The sequence below is a fragment of the Paraburkholderia ginsengisoli NBRC 100965 genome (genome assembly GCF_000739735.1).
GTDB lineage: Bacteria > Pseudomonadota > Gammaproteobacteria > Burkholderiales > Burkholderiaceae > Paraburkholderia > Paraburkholderia ginsengisoli.
Genome location: NZ_BBJF01000009.1, coordinates 97834 through 124821, shown reverse-complemented (window position 1 = coordinate 124821; position 26988 = coordinate 97834). Strand labels below are relative to the sequence as shown.

The 26988-nt window shown below is 62.2% G+C and carries 20 protein-coding genes; 18 read left to right on the top strand and 2 right to left on the bottom strand.

Features of this window, described 5'->3' with window-relative positions; all coding sequences use genetic code 11:
- From mnmG to BGI01S_RS17190, 14 genes are all read left to right on the top strand, one after another.
- Entirely contained in the window at window positions 1–1959 is a 1959-nt protein-coding gene (gene mnmG, locus BGI01S_RS17255; protein WP_042327183.1) for a tRNA uridine-5-carboxymethylaminomethyl(34) synthesis enzyme MnmG, read from the top strand.
- Window positions 1956–2639, top strand: a complete 684-nt coding sequence (gene rsmG / locus BGI01S_RS17250; RefSeq protein WP_042327182.1) for a 16S rRNA (guanine(527)-N(7))-methyltransferase RsmG — start codon at window positions 1956–1958, stop codon at window positions 2637–2639. Before mnmG ends, rsmG begins: the two co-directional genes overlap by 4 nt.
- Window positions 2640–2717: 78 nt before the next feature.
- Window positions 2718–3509, top strand: coding sequence for a ParA family protein (locus BGI01S_RS17245; RefSeq protein ID WP_042327181.1), 792 nt, complete (start codon window positions 2718–2720; stop codon window positions 3507–3509).
- An 18-nt stretch (window positions 3510–3527) separates the two neighbouring features.
- Entirely contained in the window at window positions 3528–4415 is an 888-nt protein-coding gene (locus tag BGI01S_RS17240; protein ID WP_042327180.1) for a ParB/RepB/Spo0J family partition protein, read from the top strand.
- Window positions 4416–5267: 852 nt separating this feature from the next.
- The gene (locus BGI01S_RS17235; RefSeq protein WP_042327179.1) at window positions 5268–5813 is read left to right on the top strand and encodes an ATP synthase subunit I; all 546 of its coding nucleotides are present in this window, start codon (window positions 5268–5270) and stop codon (window positions 5811–5813) included.
- 161 nt (window positions 5814–5974) lie between these two features.
- On the top strand, window positions 5975–6826 hold the full coding sequence (gene atpB / locus BGI01S_RS17230) for a F0F1 ATP synthase subunit A (RefSeq protein WP_042327178.1): 852 nt from the start codon (window positions 5975–5977) through the stop codon (window positions 6824–6826).
- An 82-nt stretch (window positions 6827–6908) separates the two neighbouring features.
- A complete protein-coding gene (gene atpE / locus BGI01S_RS17225; RefSeq protein WP_007180033.1) occupies window positions 6909–7178 on the top strand; it encodes a F0F1 ATP synthase subunit C in 270 nt (89 codons plus the stop codon).
- Window positions 7179–7316: 138 nt separating this feature from the next.
- Entirely contained in the window at window positions 7317–7787 is a 471-nt protein-coding gene (locus BGI01S_RS17220) for a F0F1 ATP synthase subunit B (protein ID WP_042327177.1), read from the top strand.
- Between the two features lie 2 nt (window positions 7788–7789).
- Window positions 7790–8329, top strand: coding sequence for a F0F1 ATP synthase subunit delta (locus BGI01S_RS17215; protein ID WP_042327176.1), 540 nt, complete (start codon window positions 7790–7792; stop codon window positions 8327–8329).
- Between the two features lie 58 nt (window positions 8330–8387).
- Window positions 8388–9929 carry a F0F1 ATP synthase subunit alpha gene (atpA, locus tag BGI01S_RS17210; protein ID WP_042327175.1) on the top strand — a complete coding sequence of 514 codons (1542 nt, stop codon included), beginning with the start codon at window positions 8388–8390 and terminating at the stop codon, window positions 9927–9929.
- Window positions 9930–10020: 91 nt separating this feature from the next.
- Window positions 10021–10905, top strand: coding sequence for a F0F1 ATP synthase subunit gamma (atpG, locus tag BGI01S_RS17205; protein WP_042327174.1), 885 nt, complete (start codon window positions 10021–10023; stop codon window positions 10903–10905).
- 74 nt (window positions 10906–10979) lie between these two features.
- Entirely contained in the window at window positions 10980–12374 is a 1395-nt protein-coding gene (gene atpD, locus BGI01S_RS17200; RefSeq protein ID WP_042327173.1) for a F0F1 ATP synthase subunit beta, read from the top strand.
- Window positions 12375–12480: 106 nt separating this feature from the next.
- Window positions 12481–12906 (top strand): F0F1 ATP synthase subunit epsilon, encoded by a 426-nt coding sequence (locus BGI01S_RS17195; RefSeq protein ID WP_012434800.1) that lies wholly within the window; start codon window positions 12481–12483, stop codon window positions 12904–12906.
- A 232-nt stretch (window positions 12907–13138) separates the two neighbouring features.
- Window positions 13139–14869, top strand: coding sequence for an AMP-binding protein (locus BGI01S_RS17190; RefSeq protein WP_042327172.1), 1731 nt, complete (start codon window positions 13139–13141; stop codon window positions 14867–14869).
- 866 nt (window positions 14870–15735) lie between these two features.
- On the opposite strand, the gene BGI01S_RS17185 is transcribed toward BGI01S_RS17190, so the two are convergent.
- Window positions 15736–16524: a transporter substrate-binding domain-containing protein gene (locus BGI01S_RS17185; protein WP_042327171.1), complete on the bottom strand. Its 789-nt coding sequence runs from the start codon at window positions 16522–16524 to the stop codon at window positions 15736–15738.
- A gap of 251 nt (window positions 16525–16775) precedes the next feature.
- On the opposite strand from BGI01S_RS17185, the gene hemE reads away from it, so the two are divergent.
- The 3 genes from hemE (at window position 16776) to BGI01S_RS17165 (ending at window position 22172) form a co-directional block, all read left to right on the top strand.
- On the top strand, window positions 16776–17876 hold the full coding sequence (gene hemE, locus BGI01S_RS17180) for a uroporphyrinogen decarboxylase (RefSeq protein ID WP_042327170.1): 1101 nt from the start codon (window positions 16776–16778) through the stop codon (window positions 17874–17876).
- 464 nt (window positions 17877–18340) lie between these two features.
- Window positions 18341–20587, top strand: a complete 2247-nt coding sequence (locus tag BGI01S_RS17170) for a primosomal protein N' (RefSeq protein WP_042327168.1) — start codon at window positions 18341–18343, stop codon at window positions 20585–20587.
- Between the two features lie 172 nt (window positions 20588–20759).
- On the top strand, window positions 20760–22172 hold the full coding sequence (locus BGI01S_RS17165) for a YeiH family protein (RefSeq protein ID WP_042327367.1): 1413 nt from the start codon (window positions 20760–20762) through the stop codon (window positions 22170–22172).
- Window positions 22173–22564: 392 nt separating this feature from the next.
- Here the strand turns inward: BGI01S_RS17165 and BGI01S_RS30595 are convergent, their stop codons facing one another.
- A complete protein-coding gene (locus tag BGI01S_RS30595; RefSeq protein WP_167335659.1) occupies window positions 22565–22735 on the bottom strand; it encodes a hypothetical protein in 171 nt (56 codons plus the stop codon).
- A 313-nt stretch (window positions 22736–23048) separates the two neighbouring features.
- Here BGI01S_RS30595 and putA point away from each other — a divergent pair, with 313 nt between their 5' ends.
- Complete coding sequence (gene putA / locus BGI01S_RS17160; protein WP_042327167.1) at window positions 23049–26987, top strand: trifunctional transcriptional regulator/proline dehydrogenase/L-glutamate gamma-semialdehyde dehydrogenase; 3939 nt, start codon at window positions 23049–23051, stop codon at window positions 26985–26987.
- The last annotated feature ends 1 nt before the right edge of the window (window position 26988 follow it).

Below are 26988 nucleotides of genomic sequence, written 5' to 3'. Positions count from 1 at the left end.
ATGCTCTTTCCCACAGAATTTGACGTCATCGTCGTTGGCGGTGGTCATGCCGGCACCGAAGCCGCCTTGGCCTCGGCGCGCATGGGCAACACCACGCTCCTGCTGACCCACAACATCGAAACCCTCGGCCAGATGAGCTGCAATCCGTCGATTGGCGGTATCGGCAAGGGCCACCTCGTAAAAGAAGTCGATGCGCTCGGCGGTGCCATGGCAGCGGCCACCGATGAGAGCGGGATTCAGTTCCGCATCCTCAATTCGTCGAAGGGCCCGGCCGTCCGCGCGACGCGCGCTCAGGCCGACCGTCTGCTGTACAAGCAAGCTATCCGGCATCGGCTGGAGAATCAGCCGAATTTGTGGCTGTTCCAGCAAGCCGTCGATGATCTGATGGTGGAGGGCGACCGTGTCGTCGGCGCCGTGACGCAAGTGGGGATCCGTTTCCGCGCGCGCGCGGTGGTGCTGACGGCAGGCACGTTCCTCGACGGCAAGATCCACGTGGGTTTGAACAACTACACGGGCGGCCGTGCCGGCGATCCGGCTGCGGTCTCGCTGTCCGCTCGCCTAAAGGAGTTGAAGCTTCCCCAAGGCCGACTCAAGACGGGTACGCCACCACGGATTGACGGCCGCACGATCGACTTTTCTCAGCTTGAAGAACAGCCCGGCGATCTGGATCCAGTGCCGGTCTTCTCGTTCCTCGGGCGAGTGGAACAGCATCCGCGTCAGGTGCCGTGTTGGGTGACGCATACGAACGAGCGGACTCACGACATTATCCGCGGTGGGCTTGATCGGTCGCCAATGTATACGGGCGTGATCGAAGGGGTAGGGCCGCGCTATTGCCCGTCGATCGAGGACAAAATTCACCGTTTCGCGTCCAAGGAATCGCATCAGATTTTTCTGGAGCCGGAAGGGCTGACCACCAATGAGTTTTATCCCAATGGGATTTCCACGAGCCTGCCGTTTGATGTGCAGCTCGAATTGATGCGCTCGATGCGTGGTCTGGAGCACGCGCACATCCTGCGGCCGGGTTATGCGATCGAGTACGATTATTTCGATCCGCGTGGGCTGAAGGCATCGTTGGAGACCAAGGTGATCAGCGGCCTGTTCTTTGCCGGGCAGATCAACGGCACGACCGGCTATGAAGAAGCTGCGGCGCAGGGTCTGCTGGCTGGCATCAACGCGGGTCTCCACGTGCAGGGCAAGGAGGCATGGTGCCCGCGTCGCGACCAGGCTTATCTGGGCGTGCTGGTCGACGATCTGGTGACGCGCGGCGTGTCCGAGCCGTACCGGATGTTTACGAGCCGCGCTGAGTATCGTCTGAGTCTGCGCGAAGACAACGCCGATATGCGCCTGACCGAGATGGGGCGAGAACTGGGCGTGGTTGACGACGCTCGTTGGGATGCGTTTACCCGGAAGCGCGATGCTGTTTCACGTGAAACAGAACGCCTGCGCACGACGTGGGTTAATCCTAAGACGTTACCCGCAGACGAAGCGTCCGCCTTGCTCGGCAAGCCAATCGACCACGAGTACAGTTTGGCGGAGCTGCTGCGTCGCCCGGGCGTGACCTACGACGGCGTCTGCGGTTTGCGCGCCGGCGCATGTGGCCCGCCCGACGTTCTCGCGGAAGACGCGGTGCTGCTCGCGCAGATCAAAGAGCAGATCGAAATCGGCATCAAATATCAGGGCTACATCGATCGTCAGGCGGGTGAAATCGAGCGGAACGAGGCCCACGAAAGCACACGTCTGCCCGAGGGGTTGGACTACGCGGAAGTCCGCGGCCTTTCATTCGAAGCGCGCCAAAAGCTGGCTCAATTCCGGCCCGAAACCATCGGCCAGGCGTCCCGAATTTCCGGCATTACGCCGGCGGCAATCTCGTTGCTGATGGTTCATCTGAAGCGCGGCTTGGGCCGCCGTCCCACGAAGCCCGCCGAACCCGGCCCTGACAGCACGCCGGTGACGCAATGACGGTGAGCCAGAAGGGAAGCACTCAGCACGCGCTGGCGCCGCTGCTCGCCGACGGTGTCCGCGAGCTCGGCCTCGATTTGAACGACGCTCAACTCGGCAAACTGCTCGACTACGTCGCACTGCTGTCCAAATGGAATGCCGTCTACAACCTGACAGCGATCCGTGATCCGCGGCAAATGCTGATCCAGCACATCCTCGATTCCCTGTCGATCGTGCCGCACCTAGCGCCGCTGGGGCCGTCTTCGGTACTCGACGTAGGCTCGGGAGGCGGCCTGCCGGGCATCGTGCTGGCGATCGTTCTGCCGGACTGGACCGTCACCGTGAACGACATCGTTCATAAGAAGACGGCTTTCCAGGCGCAGGCAAAGGCCGAGCTTGGTCTCGCAAATCTGTCGGTCGTGACGGGCCGCGTCGAAACTTTGCAGCCGGGCGCCGAAGTACCAGCAAAGTTCGACGTAATCGTCTCGCGCGCATTCGCAGAGCTCGCGGATTTCGTTACACTGGCCCGTCATCTGGTTGCGCAACACGGAGCGATCTGGGCAATGAAAGGCGTGCGCCCGGAGGGGGAAATCGAACGCTTGCCGGCGGGTGCCCACGTGGAACAGATCATCCGGTTGACGGTGCCGTCGCTTGATGCCGAGCGGCATCTGATCAAGGTTCGGGTCGACGCCGACCACTGAGGCGCGGCGAGCGCCATGTCGCATTCGGTACCATCAGCGATTTTTACTTCATCTAGCAGCAAAAGGGACACACCAACGATGGCAAAAATCTTCTGCGTTGCGAACCAGAAGGGCGGCGTCGGCAAGACGACCACCACCGTCAATCTGGCCGCGAGCTTGGCAGCGCAGGGACAGCGAGTCCTTCTCATCGATCTGGACCCGCAGGGCAACGCCACGATGGGCAGTGGCATCGACAAAGCCGCCTGCGCGAACACCGTCTACGAAGTGCTCGTGGATAACGTATCGGTGGCAGATGCGCGAATCCGTCCAGAAGCACTTGGCTACGACGTACTGCCCGCCAACCGCGAACTCGCGGGCGCCGAGGTGGAACTCGTCAGCGTGCAGAACCGTGAGCGTCAATTGAAAACCGCACTCGCGGCAGTCGAGAGCGAATATGACTTCGTGCTGATCGATTGCCCGCCGGCTCTGTCGCTGCTGACCCTCAATGGCCTGTGCGCCGCGCATGGCGTCGTCATTCCGATGCAGTGCGAGTACTTCGCGCTCGAAGGCTTGTCCGATCTGGTCAACACGATCAAGCAGGTGCATGCGAACCTGAACCGGGATCTGAAAGTGATCGGCCTGTTGCGCGTGATGTTCGATCCGCGCATCACGTTGCAACAGCAGGTTTCGGATCAACTGAAAGAGCATTTCGGCGACAAGGTATTCGACGCGGTCATCCCGCGCAATGTACGTCTGGCGGAGGCGCCGAGTTACGGCTTGCCCGGTGTCGTGTTCGACCGGGCATCGCGCGGCGCGCAGGCGTACGTGCAGTTCGGCGCGGAAATGATTGAGCGGGTGCGCGCGTTGAATGACGCGCCCCAGGCATCCTAAGCGGATCGAGGAAGCACGATGAACGCAGTAGCAAGAAAGAAGGGATTGGGCCGCGGCCTTGAGGCGTTGCTGGGCGGCACCGCCGATATCACTGAAGCGGTGGCGATCGAAGGCGCGCCCAACGTGCTGCCACTCAGCAAGATGCAGGCGGGCAAGTACCAGCCGCGTACGCGCATGGACGAAGGTGCGTTGCAGGAGTTGGCCGCCAGCATTCGTGCCCAAGGGCTGATGCAGCCGATTCTCGTCCGTCCTGTCTCGCCGGACAAATACGAGATCATCGCGGGGGAGCGGCGTTTTCGCGCCGCACGTCTCGCGGGCCTGGAAGAGGTTCCGGTCTTGGTTAAGGACGTGCCGGATCAGGCCGCCGCCGCCATGGCGCTGATTGAAAATATCCAGCGTGAAGATTTGAATCCGCTCGAAGAGGCGCAGGGTATCCAACGCCTGCTCGACGAGTTCAATTTCACGCACGAGCAGGCGGCGGAGTCGGTGGGCCGGTCGCGCAGTGCGGTGTCGAATCTGCTGCGCTTGCTCAACCTCGCGTCGCCCGTGCAGACGATGTTGCTGGCCGGCGATCTGGACATGGGGCATGCCCGCGCGCTGCTGGCCGTCGACGCCGCGACGCAAATCACGCTGGCCAATCAGGTGGTTAACAAGCGCATGTCCGTGCGCGAAACCGAAAAGCTCGTGACGACGACGACCAAGGCCGCGCCAGCGGTCAAGGCGCGCGCGAATCCCGACGGCGGACGCGATACGCGGCGGCTTGAAGAAGAACTGTCGGATCTGCTGTCGGCGACGGTAAAGATCAAGCTCGGCCGACGCGGCCGGGGACAAGTGCTGGTGGACTTCGGCGATCTGGATGCGCTGGAAGGCATTCTCGTTCGGTTGCGGGGTAATGCGACTGCCTGACAACGGATTGCGTCGAAAGGGCGGCGAATAGGGCTTGCGGCGAGTTTGACGCTCGCTTGCAAAGCTATTGGCGCACCCCGGGTCTCTTCTGTCCGCGGCACCGGCGCTGGCGAGTCGATCGCACCCGAGTGCCCGATTTCATTCCTTTGCGTCCCCGCCCAATTTTGATCGGATTCCTAAATAACAAGCGCAGAAAATAGTAAGGAATCCGGATATATCGGTAGGTCCCGCATCTTTTCGCGACGACAGGATGGTGTGGTTGCGGCTCGGCCAAATACGGAGTGGCTGTCTCTCGAAATCGCCGTCGCAAAAGTGGGAGGGTTGTATCCGTTCCTCATCGGGGCGTTCGCTCAATGAGTGAGGGTAAGCAGGGCAGTCGCCCTGACGTGACACCGAGTTCGCCGAGTTTCATTGACCGAGCATTCAGCGCGAGCCGTAGGCTTGGATAGCAGGCTTCCGCGTAGCCATCGTCGACCACGATAAAAAGCATCCAATACGAACGCGTCGCGAGGCATCTACCTGCTGACGCCCAATCCCGCACGCAAAAAATCGCAGTTGTTGCATTTTCGACACGTCCGCCACAACGTCTGCGCCTCCCTATCATGAGGCGCAAACGCGCCCGATCCGAAATGCCAGTTTTGCCGTTCCCCGGCCGCCTTACATTTGACGTGTTTTCTCACAGCAGAATGCGGTTTCCGCATGATGAGGAGGCTTTTCAGGCCCGGTTATTGAGCGGCCTAAAGTCTTGAATTGCCTGCAACTATCGCTTACAATCGCCCGGATTTAATTGCACGGCTACCCCGTAATCGCAGCGTAAGCTCGCGAGCTGAACAAGACTTTCGGAACACTGCGATGGCGGTCAAAACGTCGAATCAAGCGCCGAAGAATGGGCCCGACGGACACCGCGCTGAAGGCTCCGTTTCCGATTCGTCCACCGGCCAGCAAGTTGCGCACGACGAGCCGTGGAGCGTCGAGCAAGAAGATAACAATATCGTTCCGCTCACGCGGGCCGAGGCTGAAAAGCTGTTTGGTCCTAACGTGAGTCGTCCATCGCGCGTTACGCCTTTCAAGGTCGTGGCGGCGCAAATGGTTTTGTCCCTGGGTGCTACGCTGGTGTGGTGGCTGTTTTACACGCCGCCGGGCGCTGCTGCGCTGTCCGCGTTCCTGGGGGGAGCGATTTGCTGGATCCCAGGCGCGTTGTTCGCGGCACGCCTAAGAACGCTGAGCGGCGCCGAGACAGTCATGAGCTGGATGCTCGGCGAAGCGCTCAAGATGGGGACGACGATCGCGATGTTTGTAGCCATCGCTTTCTGGTATCACGACGTACGCTGGGTTCCGCTGCTCGTGACTTACCTCATCGCGCTCAAGACTTACTGGATCGCCTTGGCGTGGCGCTAAGACAGCAGAAGCAAGTAGCAGCAAAAAATTCAGGCTGGCGCGTGGCGCTGGCATCAGGTGTGCGGATATGACACGGTCCGCACCCGGCATGTTCCCGCAAGACAGCATTGCTGCGGGTACGGCCTAAGACGATTTTCGACAATTTGGGTGGCTTTAACGATATGGCAGCTAGCGAAGGCACGCGCGCAATGGATCCGTCCGAGTACATCGCGCACCACTTGCAGAACTTTTCCACCGCGCACCAGACGTCGATTTTCGACATCCACGTGTGGAATCTGGACACCCTCTTCTGGTCGATCGTTTGCGGTCTGGCCACCATTTTCATCCTGCATCTCGCTGCCCGCAAGGCAACGTCCGGCGTGCCCGGCCGTTTCCAATGCGCGATCGAAATGCTGGTCGAAATGGTCGAGGATCAATCGAAGTCGATGATCCATGGCACGCGCACCTTCATCGCACCGCTGGCCTTGACCGTGTTCGTCTGGGTCGCGCTGATGAACTCGCTCGACTTTATCCCTGTCGACCTGCCGGGCCATGTGATTGGCTGGTTGGGTCTGTCCGAAGCCATCCCGCACCACCGCCTCGTGCCGACCGCCGACCTGAACGGCACGCTCGGCATCGCGCTCGGCGTGTTCGTGCTGATGATTTACTACAACTTCAAGATCAAGGGCGCAGGCGGCTTCGTGCACGAACTGCTGTCCGCTCCGTTCGGCGCGCATCCGCTCCTGTGGATCCCGAACCTTGCACTGAACATCATCGAGTTCGTCGCGAAGACGGTCTCCCTGGGCATGCGGCTGTTCGGCAACATGTACGCGGGCGAACTGTTGTTCCTGCTGATTGCCCTGCTCGGCAGCATCTGGAGCTTCGGCGCGGACACGACGGTGCTTGGCTTCATCGGCCACGTGATCGCCGGCAGCGTGTGGTCAATCTTCCACATCCTGATCGTTCTGCTGCAGGCGTTCATTTTCATGATGCTGACGCTGGTGTACATCGGCCAGGCACACGACACGCACTAAACTGCGCCGTCAAAAAGAATCGCTTTAGTTTTTAAATCCCAGTTCCAACCAGTTCTAAAAGACTTTTCACAAAGGAGTGATCATGCAAGCTTTCATCGCCAACATCCAGGGTCTGACCGCCATCGGTATCGGCATCATCATCGGCCTGGGTGCAATCGGCGCCTGTATCGGTATCGGCCTGATGGGCGGCAAGTACATCGAAGCATGTGCGCGTCAGCCGGAACTGATGAACCCGCTGCAAACCAAGATGTTCCTGCTGGCTGGTCTGATCGATGCGGCGTTCCTGATTGGCGTTGGTGTGGCAATGCTGTTTGCGTTCGCGAACCCGCTGCTGTCGAAGCTGGCAGGCTGAGGTTCCTCGGAAGTTTGCGCCTGAGCTATAACTGGTAAAGGCGCAGGGCGGAACGGGCACTGGGGCGCTGATCGAATACAGAATCGATGAGCGCCTTGCCGTTTCACTTTCCGAACTAGCAACGTTTAAGGAAACACCGTGAATCTCAACGCAACCCTGTTTGCGCAAATGGTCGTGTTCCTGATCCTCGCGTGGTTCACGATGAAGTTCGTGTGGCCGCCGTTGATCAACGCCCTCGACGAGCGCTCGAAGAAGATTGCTGACGGTTTGTCGGCTGCTGAAAAGGGCAAGCAAGAACTCGAAGCTGCTCATAAGCGCGTCGACCAGGAACTCGCTCAGGCACGCAACGACGGTCAGCAACGTATCGCCGACGCAGAAAAGCGCGCTGTCGCAGTCGCTGACGAAATCAAGGCTCAGGCACAAGCTGAAGCTGCTCGCATCATCGCGCAAGCGAAGGCCGACGCGGACCAGCAAGTCGTGAAGGCGCGCGAAACGCTGCGCGGCGAAGTTGCTGCACTCGCTGTGAAGGGCGCCGAACAGATCCTGAAGCGCGAAGTCGACCAGGCAGCTCACGCTGACCTGCTGAATCAACTGAAAGCCGAGCTCTGATCATGGCCGAACTTGCAACCATCGCCCGTCCGTACGCAGAAGCGCTGTTTGGCGTGGCCGAAGCTGGTGACATCGCCGCCTGGTCCACGCTCGTGCAGGAGCTGGCACAGGTTGCGCGTCTGCCGGAAGTGCTGTCGATCGCCTCGAGCCCGAAAGTAAGCCGCGCCCAAGTCAGCGAACTGCTGCTGGCCGCGGTCAAGTCGCCGCTCAAGGACAACGCGCAAGCGAAGAATCTGGTGCAAATGCTGGTGGACAACCACCGCCTGCAATTGCTGCCGGAAATCGCCGTGCAGTTCGAAGAGTTGAAGAACGCCCGCGAAGGGGCGGCCGATGTGCTGATCGTCAGCGCATTCCCGCTCGAAGGCGCGCAGTTGAACGAACTCGTCGCAAGTCTCGAACGCAAGTTCAAACGCAAGCTGAAGCCGACGGTCGAGATCGACTCGTCGTTGATCGGCGGCGTACGCGTGACGGTCGGCGACGAAGTGCTCGATACCTCGGTCCGCGCGCGGCTTGCCAGCATGCAGACGGCTCTGACGGCCTGAAGCGCCCAAAGCGCTGAAGCGGCTGGCACGCAACAGAATTGACTATCAGGAGCGAATAATGCAACTCAATCCCTCTGAGATCAGCGAGCTGATCAAGAGCCGGATCCAGGGCCTTGAAGCGAGCGCAGACGTTCGCAACCAGGGCACCGTGATCTCCGTGACCGACGGTATCGTGCGTATCCACGGCCTGTCGGAAGTGATGCAGGGCGAAATGCTCGAATTCCCGGGCAACACCTATGGTCTCGCACTGAACCTCGAGCGCGACTCGGTCGGTGCCGTGATTCTGGGTGAGTACGAACACATTTCGGAAGGCGACATCGTCAAGACGACGGGCCGCATTCTGGAAGTGCCGGTGGGTCCGGAACTGCTCGGCCGCGTGGTCGACGCACTCGGCAACCCGATCGACGGCAAGGGCCCGATCAACGCGAAGAAGACGGACGCAATCGAAAAGATTGCTCCGGGCGTGATCTGGCGTAAGTCGGTTTCGGAACCGGTCCAGACCGGTCTGAAGTCGATCGACGCGATGGTGCCGGTTGGCCGTGGCCAGCGTGAGCTGATCATCGGCGACCGCCAATGCGGCAAGACTGCAGTCGCAGTCGACGCGATCATCAACCAGAAGGGCAAGAACCTCTTCTGTATCTACGTCGCGATCGGCCAGAAGGCTTCGTCGATCATGAACGTGGTGCGCAAGCTGGAAGAAACCGGTGCGCTGGAATACACGATCGTCGTGGCCGCTTCGGCTTCGGAATCGGCTGCAATGCAGTACCTCGCGCCGTACGCCGGCTGCACGATGGGCGAATACTTCCGCGACCGCGGTCAAGACGCGCTGATCGTTTATGACGACTTGACCAAGCAGGCTTGGGCATATCGTCAGATCTCGCTGCTGCTGCGCCGGCCGCCGGGCCGCGAAGCTTACCCGGGCGACGTGTTCTATCTGCACTCGCGTCTGCTGGAACGTGCTGCTCGCGTCTCGGAAGAGTACGTCGAGAAGTTCACGAACGGTGAAGTGAAGGGCAAGAGCGGCTCGCTGACGGCACTGCCGGTCATTGAAACGCAAGCAGGCGACGTGACCGCATTCGTTCCGACGAACGTGATCTCGATTACCGACGGCCAGATCTTCCTGGAAACCGACCTCTTCAACGCAGGTATCCGCCCGGCAATTAACGCCGGCGTGTCGGTGTCGCGCGTTGGTGGTGCGGCTCAGACGAAGGTCGTGAAGAAGCTGTCGGGCGGTATTCGTACCGACCTGGCGCAGTATCGTGAACTCGCAGCATTCGCGCAGTTCGCATCGGACCTCGACGAAGCAACCCGTAAGCAGCTGGAGCGCGGCCGCCGCGTGACGGAACTGCTGAAGCAGCCGCAGTATCAGCCACTGCAAGTGTGGGAACTGGCCATCTCGCTGTTCGCAGCGAACAACGGCTACCTCGACGATCTCGAAGTTTCGCAAGTCCTGCCGTTTGAAAAGGGCCTGCGCGAATACCTGAAGTCGAGCCACGCTGACCTGGTCAAGCGCATCGAAGATACCAAGGAACTCTCGAAGGACGACGAAGGCCTGCTGCACACGGCCGTCAAAGACTTCAAGAAGTCCGGCGCTTATTGATCCGCGAGTGATCCGCAAGGCATAAACGGACCTTGAAGCGGAGCGGGACGCATGCGAATGCTCCCGCGCCGCTTCGATCAAGGAGCAAGCAATGGCTGGAATGAAGGAAATTCGCGGCAAGATCAAGAGCGTGCAAAACACGCGCAAGATCACGAAAGCGATGGAGATGGTGGCCGCATCGAAGATGCGCCGCGCTCAGGAGCGCATGCGCGCTGCTCGCCCGTATGCCGACAAGGTCCGCGACATCGCTGCGCACATGAGCCGTGCGAACCCCGAGTATCGTCACCCGTTCATGGTGTCGAACGAAGGCGCGAAGGCGGCCGGCATCATCCTCGTTACGACCGATAAAGGTCTGTGCGGCGGGATGAACACCAACGTGCTGCGCGCATCGATGCAGAAGTTCAAGGAACTGGAAGGCCAGGGCAAGACGGTCGAAGCAACTGCGATCGGCACCAAGGGTCTCGGTTTCCTGAACCGTTTGCGCGCCAAGGTGGTGTCGAACGTCGTGCATCTGGGCGATACGCCGCATCTGGAAAAGCTGATCGGCGCGGTGAAGGTGCAGCTCGACCTGTACTCGGAAGGCAAGGTTTCGGCGGTGTACCTGGCGTACACGCGCTTCGTCAACACGATGAAGCAGGAGCCGGTGATCGAGCAACTGCTGCCGCTGTCGGCAGACCAGTTCGAGCGCAAGGAAGAAGACGGCACGACGCCGAGCACGCAGTGGGACTACATCTACGAGCCGGATGCGCAGGCAGTGGTGGACGAACTGCTGGTGCGTTATGTCGAAGCGCTGGTCTATCAGGCCGTCGCGGAAAACATGGCATCGGAGCAGTCGGCCCGGATGGTCGCGATGAAGGCCGCTTCGGACAACGCGAAGACGGTCATCAACGAACTGCAACTCGTGTACAACAAGAGCCGTCAGGCCGCGATCACGAAAGAACTGTCGGAAATCGTCGGTGGCGCGGCGGCGGTCTGACCTTGACGGTCGGGCGCCCCCATCGAAACTGCGCCTTTGCGCGAGTGAAGAATTGAGTATCTAAAGGAAAAGCGATGAGTACTACTGCTTTGGTAGAAGGCAAGATCGTACAGTGCATCGGCGCGGTGATCGACGTGGAATTCCCGCGTTCGGACATGCCGAAGATTTACGACGCGCTCATTCTCGAAGGTTCGGAACTGACCCTCGAAGTCCAGCAACAGCTGGGCGACGGCGTCGTCCGTACCATCTGTCTGGGTGCATCGGACGGCCTGCGTCGCGGCACGGTCGTGAAGAACACGGGCAAGCCGATCAGCGTGCCGGTTGGCAAGCCGACGCTCGGCCGGATCATGGACGTGCTGGGTCGCCCAATCGACGAAGCCGGCCCGATCAACTCGGACGTGGTTCGCGGTATTCACCAGAAAGCTCCGGCGTTCGACGAGCTGTCGCCGTCGACGGAACTGCTCGAAACCGGCATCAAGGTTATCGACCTGATCTGCCCGTTCGCAAAGGGCGGTAAGGTGGGTCTGTTCGGTGGCGCCGGTGTGGGCAAGACCGTGAACATGATGGAACTGATCAACAACATCGCTAAGGAACACGGTGGTTACTCCGTGTTCGCCGGTGTTGGCGAGCGTACCCGCGAAGGGAACGACTTCTATCACGAAATGAAGGACTCGAACGTTCTCGACAAGGTCGCGCTGGTGTACGGCCAGATGAACGAGCCGCCGGGCAACCGTCTGCGCGTCGCGCTCACCGGTCTGACGATGGCTGAGCACTTCCGTGACGAAGGCCTCGACGTGCTGTTCTTCGTCGACAACATCTACCGTTTCACGCTGGCAGGTACGGAAGTGTCGGCACTCCTCGGCCGTATGCCATCGGCAGTGGGCTATCAGCCGACGCTGGCTGAAGAAATGGGTAAGCTGCAAGAGCGTATTACGTCGACCAAGACCGGCTCGATCACGTCGGTTCAGGCCGTGTACGTCCCTGCGGATGACTTGACCGACCCGTCGCCGGCTACGACCTTCGGCCACCTGGACGCAACCGTCGTGTTGTCGCGTGACATCGCTTCGCTGGGTATCTACCCGGCAGTCGACCCGCTCGATTCGACCTCGCGTCAGATCGACCCGAACGTGATCGGCGAAGAGCACTACTCGATCACGCGCGGCGTGCAGCAAACGCTGCAGCGCTACAAGGAACTGCGCGACATTATCGCGATTCTGGGTATGGATGAACTGGCGCCGGAAGACAAGCTCGCCGTTGCGCGCGCTCGTAAGATCCAGCGTTTCCTGTCGCAGCCGTTCCACGTCGCTGAAGTGTTCACGGGCTCGCCGGGCAAGTACGTGCCGCTGAAGGAAACGATCCGTGGCTTCAAGATGATCGTTGAAGGCGAATGCGACCACCTGCCGGAACAAGCGTTCTACATGGTCGGCACGATCGACGAAGCCTTTGAAAAGGCCAAGAAGATCCAGTAAAGGTCGGGTGTAACGAAGCGGGCGCGGGCTTGCACATGTCGATATGCGTGACGTATCGGAATGCAAAGCCGGCGCCTCTCACTACGCTCACCAGGAGTCGACACTTATGGCAACTATCAAGGTAGACGTCGTCAGCGCGGAAGAGCAGATCTTCTCGGGCCAGGCGAAGTTCGTCGCGCTGCCGGGCGAAGCGGGTGAACTCGGCATTCTGCCGGGCCACACGCCGCTCATCACGCGGATTCGTCCGGGTGCGGTGCGCATCGAAGCCGAGAATGGCGAAGAAGAGTTTGTGTTCGTCGCCGGCGGCATTCTCGAAATCCAGCCGGGCGCAGTGACGGTTCTCGCCGACACCGCGATCCGCGGCAAGGATCTCGATGAAGCCAAGGCTGAAGATGCACGCAAGCGCGCGGAAGAAGCGCTGCAAAACACGGGTTCGAACCTCGAATATGCAACCGCGCAAGCGGAATTGGCGTATGCGACGGCTCAGCTCGCTGCGATTCAGCGTCTGCGCAAGCTGCGTGGTCAGAACTAAGGCGGTACGTATCAGAGAAAAAGCAGCCCTTGTGGCTGCTTTTTTTTGACCAGAGGTTGACGTTTACGGAAAGGTAAGCAAAATCACGTGGTCGAATCGATTGCTGGCTACCTCGCGCAAGGTGCGCGCGATGCGCTGCGGGTAAGACTTGATGCCGAATAGACACACGGCGGTGGCACAATCGATTTCAAATTCATTTCAAGCGGGCGAAGTTCCGCTCACGGAGACAACCATGGCAACGCAAGTGTCAGGCGAAGGTGCCTTCATCGAACCCAAGGACGGTCTTTCGTATGTGCGCGGATCGACCGAAATCCCGTTGAGCGAAGCGACCGTCGGCGAGTTTCTGCGCGACACGGCACAGCGCTTTGCCGATCGGCCGGCCGTGGTGTTTCGCGAGCAGCGGATTCGCTGGACATGGACGGAGTTCGCGGAAGAGGTGGATGTGTTGGCGGCCGGGCTTCTGACACTCGGCATCGCGAAGGGCGATCGCGTTGGCATCTGGTCGCCGAACCGCGTCGAGTGGTTGCTCACCCAGTTCGCGACCGCGCGGATCGGCGCGGTGCTGGTCAACATCAATCCGGCCTATCGGCTTGCGGAGCTCGAATACGCGTTGAACAAGGTCGGCTGCAAGGCGGTCATCGCCGCCGAGCGGTTCAAGACGTCGATGTACCTCGAGATGCTGCAGGACCTCGCCCCCGAACTGGCTACCCAGCCGTCCGGCGAACTTCACGCCGCACGGTTGCCGGAGTTGCGTCACGTGATCCGCATGTGCGACACAGACACGCCTGGCATGATGAGCTTTTCGGATCTGATCGAGCGAGGGCGGGCAACGCGCGATGTCGCGGCGCTTGACGCCATTGGCGCGTCGCTGACGTGCCATGAGGCGATCAATATCCAGTTCACGAGCGGCACGACGGGCAATCCGAAGGGGGCGACGCTGACCCACAGCAACGTGGTCAACAACGCGCGCTACATCGCGATGGCGATGCGGCTGAGCGAGCAGGACGCGCTCTGCATTCCCGTCCCGCTGTACCACTGTTTTGGCATGGTGTTATCGGTGCTGGCATGCGTATCGGTCGGGGCGAACATGGTGTTTCCCGGGGAAGGCTTCGATCCCGCCGCGACCCTCGCCGCGGTTGCCGAAGAGCAGTGCACCGCCTTGCATGGCGTGCCGACCATGTTCATCGCCGAACTCGATCATCCGGACTTCGCCACCTACGACTTCTCGCGCCTGCGCACCGGGATCATGGCAGGCTCGCCATGCCCGATAGAAACGATGAAAAAGGTCGTCTCGAAGATGCATCTGAGCGAGATCACGATTGCATACGGGATGACGGAGACCAGCCCCGTGTCGTTCCAGAGTTCGACCACCGACCCGCTGGACAAACGCACTACGACAGTGGGGCGCATTCAGCCGCACCTGGAGGTGAAGATCGTCGATCCGCTCGGCGAGATCGTGCCGGTGGGCGAGACCGGCGAGCTGTGCACGCGCGGCTACTCGGTGATGCAGGGATACTGGGGCGATGAAGCGAAGACGCGGGAGAGCATCGTCGACGGCTGGATGCACACCGGCGATCTGGCGACGCTCGATGCCGAGGGCTACTGCAACATCGTCGGCCGGCTAAAGGACATGCTGATTCGCGGTGGGGAGAATATCTATCCGCGCGAGATCGAAGAGTTTCTATTCCGTCATCCGAAGATTCAGAGCGTGCAGGTTTTCGGCGTACCCGACGCGAAGTACGGCGAGGAGGTCTGCGCGTGGGTCGTGCTGCGCTCAGGCGAGCAGGCGACGGCGGAGGAGATCCAGCAGTTCTGCCAAGGACAAATCGCGCACTACAAGGTGCCGAAATACATCCGCTTTGTCGACGAGCTGCCGATGACAGTGACCGGCAAAGTGCAGAAATTCATCATGCGCGAACGGATGATGAGCGAATTGAAGTTGCAACAAGACAAGACGGCGTGACGCCGAGACGGGCCGCGCAGGTATTGCCTGAAGGCGAATCCGGCCGGCGCGGCTCACGCAGGGAAAAACAATTTGAGGGACAGCGCCCGATCCTTGAAAGCATCTAAAGGCGTAAGCGCGACAGCTCGCAAACGTTTGACAAGACGAAAAAAAAGCGGGCCTGGAGCCCGCTAAAAACCACACGCTACGGGGTTAGCGCGAGGAGACCAAAGTTGGAACCGACTGAGACGACGACCCGGCGTCGACTACGGCCCCAGCAGGGATGCCCCTTCACAGGGCTTCGGCATAAGCCGACCGGCAAGTGCATCGTATCCGCTCACACCACGCACCCAGCCACATCCGTGTTGAAACCGTTGAGGGCATTGTGGGCGAATTAACCTACCCACGCGGTAACAAAGTGTTTCAGGTTGTAACGCCCGTGGGATAAGGCGTCGCGGGATTTATTGCTAAATGGATTCGTTTTAAACGTAATTTTTACCTATGACTGGCTCGCAATTTCATACGCATGATTGATGCTATTCGCGACGCATATTGCGGCGTAAATTGTTCAGCCGATTCCGCATGAAATGGTTGCATGCGCATCTTTCATGAGAAGAATCTCCCGTGTTACAGGTATTTTTAGGACGTCGGAAAAATCTTCACCACTAAGGCTCTTCATATGCTGCTCTGCAACATCGAGCGCTTTCTTCTGACGTCCCGCAAATGGGGCCGATTCGCTGGCACCGGCGCGTCCATAATCTTCGGCTTTTGCTTAAACACGAACCGCTCGGTTACATGATCGTGGCCGGTTACTGGAATAAATCGGAATTCATTGGCCGCTTGTGGCTAAGGAACAAGCCCGCAACAAGCGGCCGAAATCCGCGGCGTCATTTCAGCCATTTATCCGTGATGGTCTGATACTCACCAGTGGCCCGCGCGAGGTGCAGCCATTGGTCGACATACTGCTGGAATGCCACGTCGCCGCGCGGCAGCAGCCAAGCCTTCTCGCCATACTGGAATGGCTTGTCCGGATGCACCGAGCAGAGGCCCGGGTTGAGCTTTTGCTGCAACAGCGTTTCCGACGCGTCCGTCACCATCAGGTCCGCTTTGCCGTCGAGGATCTGCTTGAAAATCGTCACGTTGTCGGAATAAACCGTCACGTTCGCGTGCGTAAAGTACTGTTTCGCGAAACGCTCGTTCGTGCCGCCCGGATTGACGATCACGCGAGTTGAGGGCTGGTCGATCTGCGCGACCGTCTGATATTTGTTGACGTCGTCGCATCGAACGATCGGTGTCTTGCCGTCGACCATATAAGCCTGTGTGAAGAAGGCGCGCTTTTGCCGGTCCAGCGTCGGCGACACCCCGCCCACGCCGATGTCGCATTTCGCGACGAAGTCGTTCATCAGGTTCGACCACGACGTCTTGACGAACTCCACCTTTACCCCGAGCGACTTCGCGAGCGACTGCGTCATGTCGATGTCGATGCCTTCGAACTGGCCGTCTGCTTTGTAGAACGAGTACGGCTTGTAATCGCCGGTCGTACAGGCGCGCAGCGTGCCGCGGCTGAGAATTTCGTCGAGTCGGGAAGGCGCGGCGGCGGTCTGCGCGCCGGCCGCCCCTGCGTGCATCAATACACCGGCGACGGCGCCGAGGATGGCGAGTGCTGTCCTGTTCATCGAGTCTCCTTGCTGTTTGTATGTAATTGTCTGCTAAGACGATGCGATGCTAGCTCGCCAATGGCGGCTTGAACATCGGCCATTCCGCCAGGTCATCACCTAAACACCACGCGTACCGTCACCGCAGTCGCAGCTGATCACCGCCGACAAAAGTCGCCCGCCCCGTTCGCATCAGAGTTATTGGCCGCATCGGGCGCGATGGCGTGGGGCGGCTCCGGTAAAATGCCCCTTTGCCTTCAGTCGTACGAAACGTGGCCCATAAACTCCTGAACGACACCTTCCTGCGCGCCTTGCTGCGCCAGCCGACCGACTACACGCCGATCTGGCTGATGCGGCAGGCTGGCCGCTACCTGCCGGAATACAACGCCACGCGGGGTCGCGCAGGCAGTTTCCTTGGTCTCGCAAAGAGCCCGGCGTTCGCAACGGAAGTCACGCTGCAGCCGCTCGATCGTTATCCGCTCGACGCCGCGATCCTGTTTTCCGACATCCTGACCGTCCCCGATGCAATGGGTCTCGGGCTCGAGTTCGTCACCGGCGAGGGGCCGAAATTCGCGCGCCCGGTGCGTACGGAAGACGACGTCGCGCGGCTCGCGGTGCCGGACATCGACGCCACGCTGCGCTACGTGACCGACGCCGTACGCGAAATTCGCACCGCGCTTACGGACGCACAGGGTCGCCAGCGCGTGCCGCTAATCGGTTTCTCGGGCAGCCCGTGGACCTTGGCGTGCTACATGGTGGAAGGCGGCGGGTCGGCGGACCACCGCACCGTCAAGTCGATGCTCTACGCGCGTCCGGATCTTATGCACCGGATTCTCGACGTCAACGCGCGCTCGGTCGCCGCTTACCTGAACGCGCAGATCGAAGCGGGCGCGCAAGCCGTGATGATTTTCGACACCTGGGGCGGGGCGCTGGCGGACGGCGTCTATCAACGCTTTTCGCTGCACTACATTCAGCAGGTGGTGAGCCAGCTGAAGCGCGATCACGACGGCGAGAAAGTGCCGGTGATCACCTTCACGAAGGGTGGCGGCCTGTGGCTCGACGAGATCGCCGACACCGGTGTGGACGCGGTTGGTCTCGACTGGACCGTGAACCTGCGCAAGGCGCGCGAGCGCGTCGGCGGCAAGGTTGCGCTTCAGGGCAATATCGATCCTTCCGTACTGTTTGCACCGCCGGCGGCGATTCGCATGGAAGCACGCGCGGTGCTCGACAGCTTCGGCAATCATCCAGGGCACGTGTTCAATCTGGGACACGGCATCTCGCAGTTCACGCCGCCGGAAAACGTGGCTGAACTTGTCGATGAAGTGCATCGACACAGCCGGGCGATTCGCAGTGGCGCGCATGCACCGGCATGAAGCCGTAATCGTTACCACTTTTGCTGCGTCGCAGCGAAGTGGGCTCTCGGCCTAAGGGGAAAATTGCCGCTCACGGGCCGTCAGATGGCGATCTTGTGATTGTCAAGACTTGACTTATGCACATTTGTCACGCTGCGGCGCGGTAGAAGCTTTCGTCGTGTCCTGACCCTTGCACAGTGCGGGCGCATTTCATCTAAGCCTTGTCTGGCAAGGGTTTGACGGGTTTTCGACGAAATGTGCGGAATCCCACAGAAGGCCGACGCGACGCCGTTCGCGGCCCTTCCGGACGAAGTTCTCAACAAAGTTATCCACAGGCGAGCGGACCGATTGCAATTCTTCAGCGGAATCCAAAACTTAGCGCCGAAATTGAAGTTTTACTTTAACTTCGAGTGGTCGGTCGCCTGTCCGACGTGCCCCGTGATGTGGCATCACGTCGCGTCAACCTTGTCATTTCCCGCCGTCGCGTGAGTGAAGTCTTCGTCCGCGTCGCGCTGGATCATCCGCTGCCGACCCTGTTCGACTACCGTTGCGACACGTCCGAGCCCGTCGCGCCGGGCGTGCTCGTCAGCGTACCGTTCGGCAAGCGGCACGTGGTGGGGCTCGTCTGCGAAGTAACCGCTCACAGTGACGTGCCCGCGGACCGGCTGCGCTCTGTCAGCGCCGTCTGCACCGCCTGCCCGCCGGTGTCGGCGGAATGGTTGAAGTTGACCGCCTTCGCCGCGGACTACTATCAACGCGGCCTCGGCGAAGTGGCGCTGCCGGCGCTGCCGCAAGCACTACGCGATGCGTCGCGCTGGTCACGGCTGTTCGCGCCGGAAGAGCGCTACAGCCTGACGGCCGAGGGCCGTGCGGCCTTGCCCGACGCGTTGCCGGCCCGCGCCAGCGCGTTGAGAAAGATGGCGCAGGCGCTCGCCGACACCGACTTTCTGCTGGCCGCCGACGCTCGCGCACTGCACCCCAAAGCGCTGCCGAGCCTGGACGCGTGGCGGGCGCAGGGCTGGGTAGCGCTCGACGTCATCGAGGCCGCCGCGGTGCAGGCCGCTCCCGCGTCGTCGGCTGCGGCCGCGCCCGTACTGCCCACGCTCACGGACGAGCAGGCGGCCGCCGTCGAAGCGATCCGCGACGCCGACGGCTTCGCGCCATTCCTGCTGCACGGCGTGACGGGCAGCGGCAAGACTGAGGTCTATCTGCGCGCGCTCGCGGAGATTTTGACCGCGAAGCCTGGCGCGCAGGCGCTCGTCCTCGTGCCGGAAATCAATCTGACGCCGCAGTTCGAGGCGGCTTTCCGCGCGCGCTTCGCCGCATTGGACGGTACCTCGATCGTCACGTTGCACAGCGGCCTCGCGGAAGGCGAACGCGCCCGCCACTGGTTCGCCGCGCATACGGGGCGAGCGCGCATCGTGCTCGGCACGCGGCTGGCGGTGCTGGCGTCGCTGCCGAAGCTGGCAGTCATCGTCGTCGACGAGGAGCACGACCCGGCGTACAAGCAGCAGGAAGGGCTGCGCTATTCGGCGCGCGATCTGGCGATCTACCGCGCCAAGCAACTGGGTCTGCCGGTCGTACTCGGGTCGGCGACGCCGTCGCTGGAAAGCTGGTGGCAGGCCGACCAAGGGCGCTACAAACGGCTCACGCTGTCGCGCCGGGCCGTCGCCGATGCCGTGTTGCCTACCGTCAAGCTGATCGATCTGGAAGAGGAACGCCGGCGTGGGCGGGCATCGGTGGAAGGATTGTCGGGGCCGTTGATTGCCGCGCTGAAAGCACGGCTCGAACGCGGCGAACAGAGCCTCGTGTTCCTGAACCGCCGTGGTTACGCGCCGCAACTCGCCTGCGATGCGTGCGGCTGGGTCGCCGGTTGTCCGCGTTGCACCGCGTACGTCGTGCTGCACAAGCCGGAGCGCGCGCTGCGCTGCCACCATTGCGGCTGGGAATCGCGCATCCCGCGCTCGTGCCCGGAATGCGGCAACGTCGATATCGCGCCGATGGGCCGCGGCACGCAGCGCGTCGAGGAAACGCTGGCGAGCGCGGTGCCCGGCGCCCGCGTGCTGCGCATCGATGCCGACAGCACGCGCCGCAAAGGCAGCGCGCAGGCGCTGTTCTCCGATGTCCACGCGGGCGAGGTCGATATTCTCGTCGGCACGCAGATGATCGCGAAGGGCCACGACTTCCAGCGCGTGTCGCTGGTTGGCGTGCTGAATGCCGACACCGCGCTGTTCTCCCACGATTTCCGCGCGAGCGAGCGCCTTTTCGCGCAATTGATGCAGGTGAGCGGCCGGGCGGGCCGTGCCGGCTTGCCGGGCGAAGTGCTGGTGCAAACGCGTTATCCGCGCAACGCGCTGTATCACGCGCTGGGTCGTCACGACTACGTGGGCTTCGCCAATTCCACGCTGGCGGAGCGGCGCGATGCGCACCTGCCGCCGTTTGTCTATCAGGCGTTGCTGCGTGCCGAGGGCCGCACGCTGGAGGCCGCGCTCGGCTTTCTGCAACAGGCCGCGGCGGAACTGGCCGGCATCGAGGCCGCCGAGCGCGTGACCGTCTACGACGCCGTGCCGCTGACCATCGTCAAGGTGATGCACGTACACCGTGCGCAATTGCTGATCGAAAGCGCGTCGCGCGCCGCGTTGCAGGCGACGTTGCGCGCATGGCAGCCGCTGCTGCGCGGCCTGAAGGGCGTGCTGCGCTGGAATCTCGAAGTCGATCCGCTCGACATCTGACGCAACCGCCCGCCAGTCGGCAGACCGCGTTACTGCTTCAGGTCATATTCATAGAGCGAATGGTCGTTTCGTTTTGCGCCGCCGCTCGCCTATATTCGCCGAATCGGCGCACGTTCAGGCAAAACTCTAATATCCCGCGCCGATGCACCTCAACTTTCCCCGGGGCATTGTGATGAGCGATACCAACCAGACCGTGCCGACCGGCGCGACGCCGGCCAGACGCCAGGGCGCGCACGGTGGCGGACTCCCGCTGACTGAAGACTGGCTGGCCGTGTGGGTCGGCCTGCTCGTGATTGTGATCGCCTGGGCGCTGTTCGCGTCGGGCGGCAGCATCAAGTGGTTGGCGGTCGCGCCGGCCAAATGGTCGAGCGTCGGCCAGGCCGCACAGGACCTCGGCGCACATCTGCCGAACTACGTCGCGTTGTTCGTCGTGTTCGCGCTGTTGTTCGGGGTGAGCCTCGCGTTGCTGAAGCAGCGCGTCGGCGCTTTCCTTGCCGCATTCCTGATTCTCTTCATTGCCTCCGCGCTGATCTTCACACTGGGCGCGTGGGTCAACGCGTCGAAGTACAACCTGGAGCCGCCGCTGGTGGCGCTCGCGCTCGGACTGCTGATTTCGAACGTATTCACGCTGCCCGACTGGTTTTCGGCGGGCTTGCGAGTCGAGTTTTACATCAAGGTCGGCATCGTGCTGCTCGGCGCGACGCTGCCGTTCACGCTGCTGGTGTGGGCAGGACCGGTGGCGGTCGCGCAGGCGAGCATCGTCTCGCTCGTGACGTTCTTCGTGATCTTTTTCGCCGCCAAGGCGTTCGGCCTCGACCGTCGCTTCGCCGCCGTGCTCGGCGTGGGTGGCGCAGTGTGCGGCGTGTCGGCGGCGATCGCGATTGCCGGCGCGGTGCGGGCCAAACGCGAACAGGCGTCAGTGGCGATCACGCTGGTGGTGCTGTGGGCGATCGTGATGATCTTCGTGCTGCCGTTCGCGTCGCGCTCACTTGGGCTCTCGACGGCGGTCGCCGGCGCGTGGATCGGCACCTCCGAATTCGCCGACGCCGCCGGCATCGCCGCCGCGCAAGCGTATGGCGATTTCGCACGGCACGCTGGCGGCGCGATCGCCGGCGCGCCGGAGGCGTCCCTCCAGGCGTTCACGCTGATGAAGGTGGTGGGGCGCGATATCTGGATCGGCATCTGGGCGTTCGTGCTGGCGATCGTCGCGACGACGCGCTGGGAAGCGCAGGATAGCGGCGTCGCGGCAAAGCCGAAGGCCAGCGAGATCTGGGCGCGCTTTCCTAAATTCGTAATCGGCTTCGTCGTCGCGTCTGCGCTTGTGACGTGGATTGCCAGCCACTATTCGCTGGCTGACTACCGTAAGGTCGTCACGCCCGAGTTCGTTGCGCCGATCACCGTGCTGCGCACGTGGGCTTTCACGTTCTGTTTCCTCAGCATCGGTCTGACGACGCGCCTGCGCTCGCTCACGGCGACCGGCCTGAAGCCGTTCGTCGCGTTCACTGCGGGTGTGGTGGTCAATATCGCGATCGGCTACGTGCTGTCGGCGCACGTGTTCGCGGCGTACTGGAATAGCCTGGGTTGAGGCTGATTGCACATCTGGCCGGACGCATCGGCCGTAACGGGGACGCACGCAGCGACGCGTGTGTTCCGCGTTGCGCCGACTGTCGGCATCGCGCGGAAGACCGGCAGTCGCTGGAGCAAAACATCCCCGGTCTCGTGGCGTTTAGTTCGGGATTCGGTGCGAGCGTCGCGGATAGCCGGTTGTGTCGTCTGCATGACCAGCTTGTATCGCCGGGAGATGTTTGCGCGCGGTTCGAGGCGGTACCGTCGCGCTAACGCATGCGTTGACTTCACGGCGGGTTGAACCTCGCAGCGCGTGGTTGCGCGCCCGTCCACACGCGGCGGACAGTGGCGTTTCGCGAGCGCGTGGCAAGACCGCAGCGTCCGCTGCCCGGTCACTCAGCCGTCATTCATTCAATCGTTCAAAGCGGCTCGCGTATCGCCCGCCGATCCGCGCGATGCGGCACGTGCGCCTTCCCTGACGCTCGCACGCCTGTCCGAACCCGCCGTCGCACCGCGAATGAACAGCACCGCGCAGGCCGCGCACATCGCCCAGATGCCTAGTACCACCAGCCACTTTTCCATTTCACCGGTCCTCGAGAACCCCAACCCCGTATCGTTTTTAGCGTGCAGTAAGGCCGCGCGCTGCTAGTTCTCTATAACGGCGCGCCGGCTCAATTGATAAGGGGAAAGACGAAAAGATTCACGCCAGGGAAAGTACTGATCGCAACCACCGCCGCCGCGAGTGGCTCAGTCGGCTTGAAACCCCCGCCGTATAAGGATTTTCACGGGGTGCAACCGCGCGTGCGCGATGGTTGCACCTTTTTATTTGGAGGCGTACGATTCGCCAACTTTTAGTCTTTCACCAGGCATACGTCTGGTATCCGAAGAAGGAAACATGGCTAGCACCACCCTTGGCGTCAAGGTCGACGACCTCCTGCGTTCCCGGCTGAAAGATGCCGCCACCCGCCTCGAACGCACCCCGCACTGGCTGATCAAGCAGGCGATCTTCGCGTATCTCGAGAAAATCGAGCACGGCCAGCTGCCTCCTGAACTGTCGGGCGCGAACGGTTCTGCCGATCTCGCCGATGGTGCGTCGGTCGAACAGGAGGAAGACGGCGCGTCGCATCCGTTCCTCGAATTCGCCCAGAACGTGCAACCGCAATCGGTGTTGCGCGCGGCGATCACGGCCGCTTATCGTCGTCCGGAACCGGAGTGTGTGCCGTTCCTGCTGGGTCAGGCCCGCCTGCCGGCCAATCTCGCGGGCGACGTGCAGACGATGGCCGGCAAGCTGGTCGAAACGCTGCGCACGAAGAGCAAGGGCGGTGGCGTCGAAGGGCTGATCCACGAGTTCTCGTTATCGAGCCAGGAAGGCGTCGCGCTGATGTGCCTCGCCGAAGCGCTGCTGCGCATCCCCGATCGCGCGACCCGCGACGCGCTGATTCGCGACAAGATAAGCAAGGGCGACTGGAAATCGCACGTCGGCCAGGCGCCGTCGCTGTTCGTCAATGCCGCCACCTGGGGCTTGATGATCACCGGCAAGCTGGTGACGACCAACAGCGAAACGAGCCTGTCGTCGGCGCTCACGCGTCTGATCGGCAAGGGCGGTGAACCGCTGATCCGCAAGGGCGTCGACATGGCGATGCGCCTGATGGGCGAGCAGTTCGTCACCGGCGAGAACATTTCCGAAGCGCTCGCGAACAGCCGCAAATACGAAGCGCGCGGTTTCCGCTACTCGTACGACATGCTCGGCGAAGCGGCCACCACCGAAGCCGACGCGCAGCGCTACTACGCGTCGTACGAACAGGCGATCCACGCGATCGGCAAGGCCGCTGGCGGCCGCGGCATTTACGAAGGCCCGGGCATTTCGATCAAGCTGTCGGCGTTGCACGCACGCTACTCGCGCTCGCAGCAAGAGCGCACGATGAGCGAACTGCTGCCGCGCGTTCGCTCGCTCGCGATCCTCGCGCGCCGCTACGACATCGGCCTGAATATCGACGCCGAAGAAGCCGACCGCCTCGAAATCTCGCTCGATCTGCTCGAAGCGTTGTGCTTCGACCCGGAGCTGGCCGGCTGGAATGGCATCGGCTTCGTGGTGCAGGCGTATCAGAAGCGCTGCCCGTTCGTGATCGAATACATCATCGATCTCGCGCGCCGCAGCCGCCACCGCATCATGGTGCGGCTCGTGAAGGGCGCGTACTGGGATACCGAAATCAAGCGCGCGCAAGTCGACGGCCTCGAAGGCTATCCGGTCTACACGCGCAAGATCTACACGGACGTGTCGTACCTCGCGTGCGCGAAGAAGCTGCTCGGGGCGCCCGACGCGGTCTATCCGCAGTTCGCCACGCACAACGCGCACACGCTGTCGGCGATCTATTACCTCGCGGGCAACAACTACTACCCCGGCCAGTACGAGTTCCAGTGCCTGCACGGCATGGGCGAGCCGCTGTACGAGGAAGTCACCGGCCCGCTGTCCGCTGGAAAGCTGAACCGTCCGTGCCGCGTGTACGCGCCGGTCGGCACGCATGAAACGCTGCTCGCGTACCTCGTGCGCCGTCTGCTGGAGAACGGCGCGAACACGTCGTTCGTGAATCGCATCGCCGATGAAAGCGTCGCGATCAAGGACCTGATCGCCGACCCGGTCGACGAAGCGTCGAAGATCGTCCCGCTCGGCGCGCCGCACGCGAAGATTCCGCTGCCGCGCAATCTGTACGGGACGGAGCGGCTCAATTCGATGGGCCTCGATCTGTCGAACGAGCATCGCCTCGCGTCGCTGTCGTCGGCGTTGCTGGCGAGCGCGCATCATCCGTGGCGCGCCGCGCCGATGCTCGAAGACAATGAGATCGCCGTGGGTACCGCGCGCGACGTGCGCAACCCGGCGGATCAGCGCGATCTGGTCGGCACCGTCGTCGAAGCTACGTCTGAACATGTGAGAGCCGCTTTGGCCCACGCCGTGGCCGCCGCGCCGATCTGGCAGGCCACACCGGTCGATGCGCGCGCCGACTGCCTCGCCCGTGCCGCCGATCTGCTCGAAGCGCAGATGCACACGCTGATGGGCCTGGTGGTGCGTGAAGCCGGCAAGTCGCTGGCGAACGCGGTCGCGGAAATCCGCGAGGCGATCGACTTCCTGCGCTACTACTCCACGCAGATTCGCGACGAGTTCTCGAACGACACGCATCGCCCGCTCGGTCCGGTGGTCTGTATCAGCCCGTGGAATTTCCCGCTGGCAATCTTCATGGGCCAGGTGGCGGCCGCGCTGGCAGCCGGCAACACGGTGCTCGCGAAGCCCGCTGAACAAACGCCGCTGATCGCCGCGCAAGCGGTGCGCATTCTGCGCGAAGCCGGCGTGCCGGCGGGCGCGGTGCAACTGCTTCCGGGCGACGGCGAAACGGTCGGCGCCGCGCTGGTGGCCGACCCGCGCACCCGCGCGGTGATGTTCACCGGCTCGACGGAAGTCGCGCGCCTGATCAACAAGACACTGTCGAACCGCCTGGATCCGGACGGCAAGCCGATTCCGCTGATCGCCGAAACGGGCGGCCAGAACGCGATGATCGTCGATTCGTCGGCACTCGCCGAACAGGTGGTGGCGGACGTGCTGCAATCGTCGTTCGACTCCGCCGGTCAACGCTGTTCCGCGCTGCGCGTTCTTTGTCTGCAGGACGATGTCGCGGATCGCACGCTTGAAATGCTGACGGGCGCGATGCGCGAGCTGGCGGTGGGCAATCCGGATCGTCTGTCGATCGACGTCGGTCCCGTGATCGACCTCGACGCGAAACGCGGGATCGATGCGCACGTCGCGGCGATGCGCGAGAAAGGCCGCAAGGTCGAGCAACTGCCGATGCCTGACGGCTGCGCGCAAGGCACCTTCGTGCCGCCGACGCTGATCGAACTCGACAGCATCGACGAACTGAAGCGCGAAGTGTTCGGCCCGGTGCTGCACGTGGTGCGTTATCGCCGCAGCCAGCTCGACAAGCTGCTCGAACAGATTCGCTCGACCGGCTACGGCCTGACGCTCGGCATCCATACGCGAATCGACGAAACGATCGCTCACGTGATCAGCCGCGCGCATGTCGGCAACATCTACGTGAACCGCAACGTGATCGGCGCGGTGGTCGGCGTGCAGCCGTTCGGCGGCGAAGGTCTGTCGGGCACGGGTCCGAAAGCGGGTGGTGCGCTGTATCTGCAACGTCTGCTCGCTACGCGTCCAGCGGGTCTGCCGAAGTCGCTGGCCGAGGCTCTCGTGGCGGATGTTCCGCAAGCCGCGGAAAACAGCGACAATCCGTCCGCTGCGTTGACCGCGCTGCGTGACTGGCTGATCGCCGAACGCCAGCCGCAACTGGCCGCACGCTGCGACGGGTATCTGTCGCATGTGCCGGCGGGCGCGACCGCGGTATTGTCGGGGCCCACCGGCGAGCGCAATACGTACACGTTGGGCGCGCGCGGCACGGTGCTGTGCGTCGCGTCGACGGCGAGCGGGGCGCGCGTGCAGTTCGCCGCCGCGCTGGCTACGGGAAATCGTGCGCTGTTCGAAGGCGCGGCGGGTGAACAATTGGTGTCGCAGTTGCCCGCATCGCTGAAGTCGTATGCGAGCGTGAAGAAGAGCGCCGACACGCCGTTCGACGCCGTGCTGTTCGAAGGCGACAGCGACGAACTGCTGGCGTTGGTGAAGGAAGTCGCGAAGCGTCCGGGGCCGATTGTTTCGGTGCAGGGCGTCGCGGCGCGCGCGCTGGAAAGCGGCGACGAAGATTACGCGCTCGAGCGTCTGCTGACGGAACGCTCGGTCAGCGTGAATACGGCAGCAGCAGGCGGCAATGCGAATTTGATGACGATCGGTTGAG

What these genes read in the sequence shown, in the direction of transcription:
- mnmG (WP_042327183.1), top strand. Translation starts at nt 1, where the DNA reads ATGCTCTTTCCCACAGAATTTGACGTCATCGTCGTTGGCGGTGGTCAT.
- rsmG (WP_042327182.1), top strand. Translation starts at nt 1,956, where the DNA reads ATGACGGTGAGCCAGAAGGGAAGCACTCAGCACGCGCTGGCGCCGCTG.
- BGI01S_RS17245 (WP_042327181.1), top strand. Translation starts at nt 2,718, where the DNA reads ATGGCAAAAATCTTCTGCGTTGCGAACCAGAAGGGCGGCGTCGGCAAG.
- BGI01S_RS17240 (WP_042327180.1), top strand. Translation starts at nt 3,528, where the DNA reads ATGAACGCAGTAGCAAGAAAGAAGGGATTGGGCCGCGGCCTTGAGGCG.
- BGI01S_RS17235 (WP_042327179.1), top strand. Translation starts at nt 5,268, where the DNA reads ATGGCGGTCAAAACGTCGAATCAAGCGCCGAAGAATGGGCCCGACGGA.
- atpB (WP_042327178.1), top strand. Translation starts at nt 5,975, where the DNA reads ATGGCAGCTAGCGAAGGCACGCGCGCAATGGATCCGTCCGAGTACATC.
- atpE (WP_007180033.1), top strand. Translation starts at nt 6,909, where the DNA reads ATGCAAGCTTTCATCGCCAACATCCAGGGTCTGACCGCCATCGGTATC.
- BGI01S_RS17215 (WP_042327176.1), top strand. Translation starts at nt 7,790, where the DNA reads ATGGCCGAACTTGCAACCATCGCCCGTCCGTACGCAGAAGCGCTGTTT.
- atpA (WP_042327175.1), top strand. Translation starts at nt 8,388, where the DNA reads ATGCAACTCAATCCCTCTGAGATCAGCGAGCTGATCAAGAGCCGGATC.
- atpG (WP_042327174.1), top strand. Translation starts at nt 10,021, where the DNA reads ATGGCTGGAATGAAGGAAATTCGCGGCAAGATCAAGAGCGTGCAAAAC.
- atpD (WP_042327173.1), top strand. Translation starts at nt 10,980, where the DNA reads ATGAGTACTACTGCTTTGGTAGAAGGCAAGATCGTACAGTGCATCGGC.
- BGI01S_RS17195 (WP_012434800.1), top strand. Translation starts at nt 12,481, where the DNA reads ATGGCAACTATCAAGGTAGACGTCGTCAGCGCGGAAGAGCAGATCTTC.
- BGI01S_RS17190 (WP_042327172.1), top strand. Translation starts at nt 13,139, where the DNA reads ATGGCAACGCAAGTGTCAGGCGAAGGTGCCTTCATCGAACCCAAGGAC.
- BGI01S_RS17185 (WP_042327171.1), bottom strand. Translation starts at nt 16,524, where the DNA reads ATGAACAGGACAGCACTCGCCATCCTCGGCGCCGTCGCCGGTGTATTG.
- BGI01S_RS17165 (WP_042327367.1), top strand. Translation starts at nt 20,760, where the DNA reads ATGAGCGATACCAACCAGACCGTGCCGACCGGCGCGACGCCGGCCAGA.
- BGI01S_RS30595 (WP_167335659.1), bottom strand. Translation starts at nt 22,735, where the DNA reads ATGGAAAAGTGGCTGGTGGTACTAGGCATCTGGGCGATGTGCGCGGCC.
- putA (WP_042327167.1), top strand. Translation starts at nt 23,049, where the DNA reads ATGGCTAGCACCACCCTTGGCGTCAAGGTCGACGACCTCCTGCGTTCC.